Here is a 9,817-nt window from a genome sequence, read left to right on the forward strand (position 1 = left end):
ACTTGAAGGCGTTGGAGGCGTAGCGATCGACACGGAACCGCTCGACGGAAACGAACGGGGTCTGCCCGAGAACCAGTTCGCAAGAGAGCCGGCCAAGACCCGGTCCATGGGTGACGCCGCTCTCATTGTCGCCACCGACGACCACGATATTGTCGCTGCCGGGGACTTTGCCGACGATAAGGTTGTTGTCGGGCGTGTAGCACGGCACGCCTTGCGCCCAGCTCGCGATCGTCGAACCGCGCAGCGGCGGGAACACCGTCTGCAACTCGGCAAGCTCCTGCTCGGAGGTTTCCTGCATCAGCCCGATATTGTGCGGCTGGCCGGGTTCGATTTCGCTGTCGTTCGTCTTGTTGAGAGGTTTGTAGTGCCGGCCGGTTCCCCACATTATGGCGCCGAATGTCTCGCGCAGCCACAGCCGCAATTCGCGGCACTGGACGGTGGGAATGGTCGATGGCAGCCCACGGTCGTCGGTGACGATGCGCGTTGCAACGACGCGCAGCAGCGGCAACTGCCAGCCAAGGCCTGACAGGACCTGGTTGTTCCAGGCGCCGGCGGCAACAATCACGCCATCAGCCTCAAGACCGCCCTGGTCGGTCTCGATCGTCACCCGGTCGCCGGCATCATGGACGGCAGTCACGCGTGTGTTGCTGCGGAAGACGCCGCCGAGCTCGCTGATCTGGCCGGTCAGCACCCCCATCGCCAGCTTGGTGTCGAGCTGGATGCCGTGCGGATTGTAGGCCGCCGAATGGACCCGGGCCGGATCGATGAGGCCCTGCATCTTCTGCCCGATCTGCACGGCGTCCAGGTCCTGCATTTCCGGCGGCGCATAGGGAGAATCCAGCACCGGGCGGACGAAGCGTTCGCGCCCGTCCTCGGTCAGCGCCATGATCAAGGTGCCGTTCGGCCGATAACCAATCTCGGCGCCGACCTCGTGCAGCCTGCGATAGAAATCGAGGCCATATTGCTGCAGCTGAAAGCCCTCTTCACCGAGCGGGATCATGCCGGCGGACCAATGGGAGACGAAGCCAGCACCGGCGCTTGTGGTTGCGGCACCCGGCTGGCCGGCATCGATGACCGTCACCCGGCGCACGCCGGACCGCAGCAGATGGAAAGCCGCGCTGCAGCCGATGATGCCGCCGCCAATCACCGCGATATGCCTGCTATCGCTGCCGCCATGGCTTCCGTTTGAACTCATCTTTGTTCTCCCTTTTGCCGATGTTCCGGTCGGAGCGACATACAGCGACGGCGACCATACAGGCTCGTCCCGGACTGTCTAGACACATGTGTCTGTGGCCTGATACTTGATGCGCACTGCATCTGGATCACACGTCCGGAACGCCGCTTGATCCGGCTTTCCGTTGTGTTGTGTCGCCGAGAGAGCGAGGAAAAAGTGAGCGTTTCGACAGCCGCCCAGGCCATTTTCGACAGTGAAATCATATGGGACGCGCATTCCGGCTTCATGCCGGACCCGGCGGCGGACCTGAACAATCTGCAGATCTGGCGCGACGCCGGCATCGACTATCTGTCGATCGATGTCGGCTTCGACCTGTTGCCCTGGGAGCAGACCGTGCGGACGCTCGCAAATTTCCGCCACTGGATCCTTGCCAATCCCGAGCACTACACGCTGGTCTCCTCCGTCGCGGAAATCCGCAAGGCCAAGCTTGAAGGCAAACTGGCGATCACCTTCGACATCGAGGGCATGAACGCGCTCGACGGCCGCGTCGAGATGGTCGAGTTCTATCACCATCTGGGCGTCCGCCAGATCCTGTTTGCGTACAACAGGAACAATCTGGCCGGCGGCGGTTGCCACGATGTCGAGACCAGCCTGACGGCGTTCGGCCGCGAGGTCATCGACGAGATGAACCGTCTCGGCATGTTCGTCGACGTCACCCACACCGGCTATCGCACCTCGATGGAGGTGATGGAATACTCCAACCGGCCAGTCATCTTCTCGCACTCCAACGCCAAGGCCTTGTGCGGCCATGGCCGCAATATCACCGACGAGCAGATCAAGGCCTGCGCGCGCACCGGCGGCATCGTCGCGATCGTCGGGCTCAATCGTTTCCTGGGAGAGGGACGCACGGACTCGGACAGGCTGGCTGACCACATCGAATATCTCGTCGACCTGGCTGGCCCAAATCATGTCGGCATCGGACTGGACTACGCCTTTCCGGTTGATGTCAAAGGCATCGACCGCATCATTTCCGACAATCCGCAATTCTGGCCCAAGAGCGAATATCCGGAGGGGGCGACGACCTACGCGGCTCCAGGTCAGATGCGCGAACTGACCGAGGTTCTTCTGCGCCGCGGCCAGTCCGAGCAGACCGTGCGCGATGTCCTGGGCGGCAATTTCATGCGCCTGGCGGCTGAAATCTGGAAGTGAGCGGCGGCCGAGAGGCCTATCTCCGCTACAGCTCTTGATCCAGGCCCCACCGAATGGCGGGCCAGGCCATATCGTCTGCGCGATCACATTCCGCCCGTGACTTGCCCAAGTCGACGCGCCGGCGGCGGTCGGAACAGATGTCGAGATTTTCCGCAAGATCGTCCGTATCCAAGATTCGGACGTGCCGGCAAAATTTTCGCTAGACATAGATGTCTATTATTAGCAGTTTTAGCGGACCGACACATTCGGCCCGGCTTGGAGAATGGCCTGCGGCCTGAAAACAAGACAACGAAAACAGCTGAGGGGTAGAGCATGTCCATTCTAGCCGACACCAGGGTTTCGCGCCGCAGCCTGCTCGCCGCAGCCGGCGCTTTCGGCCTCGCCTCAATGGTCAATCCAAAAGTTTCCTGGTCGAGCGACGGGCCGATCCTCAAGGTGCGCTCCTACGCCGACATCCAGACGCTCGACCCTTGCTTCCGGCTGGCGGCGCCTGAAGGCGACATCACCAGCGTCATCTTCGCCGGCCTCGTCGTCACCACGCCTGGCGACAGCTGGGGCTGGCGGCCGATGGCGGCGGAAACGATCAAGCAGCTCGATCCGCTGACCGTCGCCTTCCAGCTGCGCGACAATATCGGCTTCACCGATGGCTACGGCCAGATGACGGCCGAAGACGTCAAGTTTTCGATCGAACGCATCGCCGACCCAGCCAACAAGAGCCCCTATTCCGGCGACTGGGCAACGCTCAAGGAAGTCGAGGTCAAGGACAAGCTGTCGGGGCTGATCCACCTGAAACAAGCCTTCGCGCCGCTGTGGACGTCGACTTTGCCGACGCCGTCCGGCACCATCCTGTCAAAGCGCGCCATCACCGAGCTCGGTGGCAAGATGGGCGTCAAGCCAGTGGCTCAGTCAGGCCCCTACATCCTGAAGGAATGGCTGCCCAAGCAGCGCACGGTGCTGGTCCGCAATCCCGACTGGAAGTACGAGCAAGGTGCCTTCGCGGAAATCCACATTCATCCGATCGAGGACGAGAAGACCGCCGAACTCGGCTATGAGGCCGGCGACCTCGACTACACCTGGACCGCGGTCTCCTCGATCTCGCGCCTGAAGCAGACGCCGCCGCCGAAGACGACAGTGGTGGAGAAGCCTTCGCTGGCCTTTGTCTGGCTCGGCATGAACCAGGATGTCGCTCCCTTCAACAATCTCAACATGCGCCGCGCGGTTCAGTACGCCGTGGACCGCAAGGCGGTGGTCGATGCTGCCTATTTCGGCGCCGCCGCAACCGCCACCGGCATCATCGCGCCCGGCCTGCCCGGCCATCGCGAGAAGAACCTTTTCGATTTCGACCCAGACCGCGCCCGCGACATGATCGCCAAGGAGGGGCTGGCCGGCACGACGATCACGCTCGACATCCTCAACAAGACCGAGCGGCTGACCGCGGCGCAGGTCGTGCAGTCGAACCTGCAGGATGTCGGCCTCAATGTGGAGATCAAGCAGAACGACAGCGGCACCTTCTGGACGCTTGGCGCCAAGGAAGGCGACTACTGGAAGAAGCTGCAGATGATCATCAGCCGCTTCTCCATGCAGCCGGATCCGAGCTGGGCGACTGCCTGGTTCACCCGCGACCAGATCGGCGTCTGGAACTGGGAGCGGTTTTCCAGCGAGGAATTCGACAAGCTCAATGCCGAAGGCATGGTCGAGCTCGACCCGGCGAAACGCGATGTCATCTACAAGAAGCTGCAGGACCTGATGGAGGAGAACGGCAACTACGTTTTCCTGACGCATGAGGTCACCGGCATCATGAATCGAGACACGCTTGTGGCCGGCCTGAAGCCGAACGGCGAGCCCGTGTTCACCGGCTTCAAACCGGCATGATATCGGAGGGCGGGGCTCGCCCCCACCAAAGACCGTCCGACAGGTACCGAAAATGATCCGCTACGCCCTCAAGCGTCTGTGGCTTGGCGCCATCATCATCAGCGTCGCTATGATGATGATGTTCGCCATGGTCTACCTCATTCCCGGCGACCCGGCCTCCGTCGCGCTGGGGCCACGCGCGACGCCGGAGATGATGGAGGCGCTGCGCGTACGCATGGGCCTCGACCAGCCGGTGTGGCGGCAGTTCCTGCACTTCTACGGATCGGTCCTGCGCGGTGACCTGGGCACCGAGGTTCTGTCGAACCGGCCGGTGCTGGACGTGGTGATCGAGCAGCTTCCGTTCACGCTGGCGCTGGTGGTCGGCGGCATCACCTGGTCGGTGGCGCTTGGCATCCCGCTTGGCTGTATCGCCGCGGTGCGCCGAGGCGGCTTTGTCGATCAGGTGATCGGGGTTCTTTCGGTGGCGATGATCGCGGTGCCGTCCTTCGTCGTCGCCATCTATTCGCTGCTGGTGTTCGCGGTCGCACTGCAATGGCTGCCGGCGATCGGCGCCGGCGAACCGGGCGACCTCGCCAGCCGGCTCCAGCACCTCATCCTGCCGTCGCTGGCGGTCGGGCTTGGCTGGATCGGCTACATCTCGCGCATGGTGCGCGCCTCGATGCTGGAGACGCTGGAGGCCAGCCATATCCGCACGGCGCGCGCCTTCGGCCTGACAGAGCACCGGATCGTCTACACCTACGCGCTGCGCATTGCCGTGCTGCCCACGATCACCCTGCTCGGCGTCGGCATCGGCCACATGCTGTCGTCTTCCGTTTTCGCCGAAATCGTCTTCGCCCGCCCCGGCATCGGCAAGCTGGTCTATGAGGCGATCTCGGTGCGCAACTACCCCATCGTCTCCGGAGCCGTGCTGGTCACCACGGTCTTCTTCGTCCTCGTCAACGTAGCGGCCGACATTCTGGTCGGTATCTTGGATCCCCGTGTCAGATCAAGTTTCAACTGAGCTGTCTTCCGGCGGCAGCCGGTTGTCCGGATTGTGGCGCACCGTGCGCGGCATCATGCGCGAGCCGCTCGGCGCCGTCGGCCTGACGCTGGTGACGCTGGTGGTGCTGTCGGCGGTGTTTGCCAGCGCGCTGACCAGCTATGCGCCGAGCAAGATATCGCCGGCCGAACGCTTCGCTTCGCCGAGCCTGCTGCATCTGCTCGGCACCGACCACCTCGGCCGTGATCTTCTGACCCGGGTGCTCTATGGCGGGCGCGTCGCGCTCTTGATCGCGCTGGGCGCGACAGCGGTGTCGCTGGTCGTCGGCGTGGTGCTCGGGCTGATCGCCGGCTATGGGCCGCGCTGGCTCGACAATGTGCTGCTGCTGATCTTCGACGCCGTGAAGAGCTTTCCCACCGTCATGCTGGCGCTGACGCTGGTCACCCTGTTCGGCCCCTCGCTCTATGCGGTGGTGCTGGTGGTGATGCTGGTCAATGTGCCGGGCTATGCCCGCATCATCAGGACGCAGACGCTGGTGCTGAAGTCGGCCGAACATGTCATGGCGGCGCGCTCGATGGGCGCCAGTGCCGGCCGTATCCTGCGCGTCCATATCCTGCCCAACATCATCGGCCCGATCCTGATCCTGATATCGATGGACATTCCCGTGGTGGTGGCGATCGAGGCCGGCATGAGCTTCCTCGGGCTCGGCGTGCGGCCGCCAACGCCGAGCTGGGGCGCGATCCTCAATGACGGCTTTGCCAACATCCGCGATTCCTACTGGATCGTGATTGCCGGCGGCCTGCCCATCGTGCTGACCACACTCGGCTTCACCTTCTTCGGCGAGACGCTGCGCGACCTCTTCGATCCCCGGCTGAAGGGGCGGTCATGACGGTTCTCGCGATCAAGGATCTGAGCGTCGCCTTCCACACCGAGAGTGGGCGACTGGAGGCGCTGAAGCAGGTGAGTTTTTCCGTGCCGGCCAACCGCAGCGTTGGCGTGGTCGGCGAATCCGGCTGCGGGAAGTCGACGCTCATCAACGCCATTCTCGGCCTGCTCGCCGACAATGGCGAGATATTATCGGGCGACATCATCTTCGAGGGCGACAAGAACCTTGCCCGGCTCGACCCCACCGCGATGCGCGGCCTGCGCGGGCAAAGGATCGCCACCGTTTTCCAGGACCCGATGGGTGCGCTCAACCCGGTGCTGTCGGTGGGGCGGCAGATGCGCGACATCCAGTATCGCTCGGGTCTGTCGAAGCGGGACAAGGATGCGCGCTCGGTCGCCATGCTGCGCAAGGTTCGCATTCCCGATCCGGAAAGCCGGCTGACGCAGTTTCCGCACGAATTCTCCGGCGGCATGAAGCAGCGCATCGCCATCGCCATGGCGCTGATGATGGAGCCAGCGCTGCTGATCGCCGACGAGCCGACCACGGCGCTCGATGCGACGCTGGAGGTGGCCACCATCGAACTGCTCAAGGATCTGCAGCGCGACATCGGCTGCTCGGTGCTGTTCATCTCGCATCATCTGGGCGTGATCGCCGAACTCTGCGACGAGATGATCGTGATGTATGCCGGCGAGGTGGTGGAAAGCGGCACGACCCGCGAGATCTTCCACGACGCCCGCCATCCCTACACGCAGACGCTGCTGGCCTGCGATCCCGCCCGGCTGTCGCAGCGTGTGCCCCGGCTGCCGACGATTGCCGGGACCTTGCCGGACCTGCGCCGCCGACCAAGCGGCTGCGTCTTCCAGCCGCGCTGCGATCGCGCCGACGCCCAATGCCTGACGACGCCTCCCAACGCCCCTGTCGGCGGATCTCATATCGCCCATTGCTGGCACGCGGACGTTCCACTGGGGGCCATGAGCGCATGAACGAAGACCTGCTCCGTGTCAGCGACCTGCGCGTCTCGTTTCGGGTTGGCGGCCTGTCCGCCAGGCTCGCGGGGCGGGCCACCGAAATCGAAGCGGTCTCCGGCGTCAGCTTCACGCTTCAACGAGGCAGCACCTTCGCGCTGGTCGGCGAATCCGGCTCGGGCAAGACGACGCTGGCGCGCACCCTCAACGGTCTTCAGCCGGTGAAAGCAGGCACGATCGTGTTCGAAGGACAGGAACTGCAAGGCCTGTCCAACGCCGCGATGAAACCGGTGCGGCGGCGCATGCCGATGATGTTCCAGGATCCGGTCGGATCGCTGTCGCCGCGGCTCAGCGTGCGCTCGCTGCTGTCGGAGCCTTTCGTCATCCACGGTTTGTCGGATCGCGATCTCAACGCTGAAGTCACACGGCTTCTTGCGCTGGTCGGTCTGCCGCGCGATTTCGCCGACCGCTACCCGCACCAGCTATCCGGCGGCCAGGCGCGCCGCGTCGGCGTTGCGCGGGCGATCGCGCTGGACCCGGTGCTGGTCGTCGCCGACGAGCCGACCGCCGGCCTCGACGTCTCCGTGCAGGGAGAGGTGCTGAACCTGCTCAACGACCTGCGCGACCGCATGGGCCTGTCGATGCTGATCATCACCCACAATCTGCATGTCGTGCGCCAGATCGCCGACCGCATGGCGGTGATGTATCTCGGACGCTTCGTCGAGCAGGGCGAAACCGAAGCGATCTTCCGTGCCCCGCATCATCCCTATACGGCGGCCCTTCTGTCCGCCAACCCCGAGCCCGATCCAGATCGGGTGCACCAGCGCATCACGCTGCCGGCTGACGTTCCGTCCTTGCTGGCGCGCCCCTCAGGCTGCGAGTTTCACACACGCTGCCCGCAGGCCGAGGGCCGTTGCGCGCTGGATGTCCCCGTCCCGGCCTCGGTCGGCGACAGCCGTCTAACCTGCCATTTCCCGCTGAACACATAAGGATCGCCACCGGCGCAAGTGTCGGCCGGGGCGTTGAGAGGAGCCGCCATGCAAGATATCCGCATCGTCACCGATTTCCCGCGCAAAATCCGCGAGATCGAGAATTTGTGGATTCCGATGCCGGATGGCGTCAAGCTGGCGGCGCGTGTCTGGCTGCCGGAAGACGCGGAGAGCGATCCCGTGCCGGCGATCCTCGAATATTTGCCCTATCGCAAGCGTGACGGAACGGTGGAGCGCGATGCGCTGACGCATCCCTATTTCGCCGGTCACGGCTATGCCGGCGTGCGGGTCGATATGCGCGGCTCGGGCGACAGCGAAGGGCTGTGCAAGGGTGAGTATCTGAAGCAGGAGCAGGATGACTGCCTGGTGGTCATCGAATGGCTGGCGAGGCAATCCTGGTGCTCGGGAAGCGTCGGCATGATCGGCATCAGCTGGGGCGGCTTCAACGGGCTGCAGGTCGCGGCCCGCCGGCCGCCGGCGCTGAAAGCCGTCGTTTCGCTGTGCTCGACCGACGACCGCTATAACGACGACGTGCATTATCTCGGCGGCGCGATGATGTGCGACAATCTGATGTGGGGAACCACCGCCTGGGCCATCGCCATGACCCCGCCCGACCCGCTCATTGTCGGCGACCGCTGGCGCGATCTTTGGAAACAACGGCTGAATGGCAATGGCATCTGGATGCAGGACTGGTTTGAACACCAGCGCCGCGACGATTTCTACAAGCACGGTTCGATCTGCGAGGAATATTCCGATGTCGAAATCCCGGTCTACGCCGTCGGCGGCTGGGCCGACGGTTATCCCAATCCGATCTTCCGGATGCTGGAAAAGCTAAGCGGTCCCCGTAAAGGGCTGATTGGACCCTGGGGCCATAAATATCCGCACTTCGCCATGCCGGGACCGCGCATCGGCTTCCTGCAGGAGTGCCTGCGCTGGTGGGATCAATATCTCAAGGGCATAAACACCGGCATTGCCGACGAGCCGATGCTGCGCGCCTGGATTCAAGATCCCGCACGGCCGGCAGCGATCTATGACGAGCGACCCGGCCGCTGGGTCGCGGAGCCGGCATGGCCGGGGCCGGGAATCGGCGAAAAGGTGCTGAACCTTGCGCCGCATGTGCTGAGCGAGGCCAGGGGCGAAGACACGATCCTGGAGATTTCATCGCCGCAGACGGCCGGCCTGTCGTCCGGCGCCTGGTGCGGTTATGGCGTCATGCCTACCTTGCCGGTCGACCAACGCACGGAAGAAGGCAATGCCCTGATCTTCGAGACGGCGCCGTTGACCGAAGCGGTCGAGATCCTCGGTTTTCCCGAATTCGAGGTCAAGCTCTCCTCCGACAAGCCGGTTGCGCTTCTGTCCGCCACGCTGTCGCAAGTGTTCCCGGAAGGTGCTGCCTCGCGCATCAGCTACGGCATCCTCAATCTGAGCCATCGCAACGATGATCTGGACATCGTACCCATGGTGCCGGGCCGGGCGGAGACCGTCCGCATCAAGCTGCGCTGCTGCGGGCAGCGTTTCGAGGCTGGCGAGCGTATCCGGCTGGCACTGGCGACATCGCATTGGCCGATCGTCTTTCCGACCGCCGAGCAGGCGACGCTGTCGATCCATTGCGGGGACAGCCGGCTGATCCTGCCGGTGCGCGCGCCGCAGAAGCTGGACGACACGCTGGGGGCCTTCCTGGCTCCGGAAAGCGCCGCGCCGATGGAGCAGGAGGTTCTGGCCAAGGGCGACGGTTTTCAGCGC

General features: G+C 64.0%; 8 protein-coding genes. 7 read left to right on the forward strand and 1 reads right to left on the reverse strand.

What is annotated here, in order from left to right; genetic code table 11:
* A partial coding sequence (locus ENZ74_RS10700) for an FAD-binding oxidoreductase (protein ID WP_164760997.1) occupies positions 1 to 1,195 on the reverse strand: 1,195 nt, incomplete at its 3' end.
* Between the two features lie 195 nt (positions 1,196 to 1,390).
* Here ENZ74_RS10700 and ENZ74_RS10705 point away from each other — a divergent pair.
* The 7 genes from ENZ74_RS10705 to ENZ74_RS10735 all read left to right on the forward strand — a co-directional run.
* Entirely contained in the window at positions 1,391 to 2,383 is a 993-nt protein-coding gene (locus ENZ74_RS10705; protein WP_082826414.1) for a membrane dipeptidase, read from the forward strand.
* Positions 2,384 to 2,695: 312 nt separating this feature from the next.
* Entirely contained in the window at positions 2,696 to 4,255 is a 1,560-nt protein-coding gene (locus tag ENZ74_RS10710) for an ABC transporter substrate-binding protein (protein WP_063167555.1), read from the forward strand.
* A gap of 52 nt (positions 4,256 to 4,307) precedes the next feature.
* Positions 4,308 to 5,255 carry an ABC transporter permease gene (locus tag ENZ74_RS10715; protein ID WP_063167554.1) on the forward strand — a complete coding sequence of 316 codons (948 nt, stop codon included), beginning with the start codon at positions 4,308 to 4,310 and terminating at the stop codon, positions 5,253 to 5,255.
* Between the two features lie 22 nt (positions 5,256 to 5,277).
* A complete protein-coding gene (locus ENZ74_RS10720) occupies positions 5,278 to 6,123 on the forward strand; it encodes an ABC transporter permease (protein WP_082826413.1) in 846 nt (281 codons plus the stop codon).
* Positions 6,120 to 7,103: an ABC transporter ATP-binding protein gene (locus tag ENZ74_RS10725; protein ID WP_127312763.1), complete on the forward strand. Its 984-nt coding sequence runs from the start codon at positions 6,120 to 6,122 to the stop codon at positions 7,101 to 7,103. The genes ENZ74_RS10720 and ENZ74_RS10725 overlap by 4 nt, the downstream gene beginning before the upstream one ends.
* On the forward strand, positions 7,100 to 8,074 hold the full coding sequence (locus tag ENZ74_RS10730) for an ABC transporter ATP-binding protein (protein WP_013533007.1): 975 nt from the start codon (positions 7,100 to 7,102) through the stop codon (positions 8,072 to 8,074). Before ENZ74_RS10725 ends, ENZ74_RS10730 begins: the two co-directional genes overlap by 4 nt.
* Before the next feature lie 48 nt (positions 8,075 to 8,122).
* Positions 8,123 to 9,817: CocE/NonD family hydrolase (locus tag ENZ74_RS10735; RefSeq protein WP_127312764.1), on the forward strand; the 1,695-nt coding region annotated here is incomplete at its 3' end.

Origin of the sequence: Mesorhizobium sp. M7A.F.Ca.CA.002.15.2.1 (genome assembly GCF_003998715.1) — a bacterium.
Taxonomy (GTDB): Bacteria; Pseudomonadota; Alphaproteobacteria; order Rhizobiales; family Rhizobiaceae; genus Mesorhizobium; species Mesorhizobium ciceri.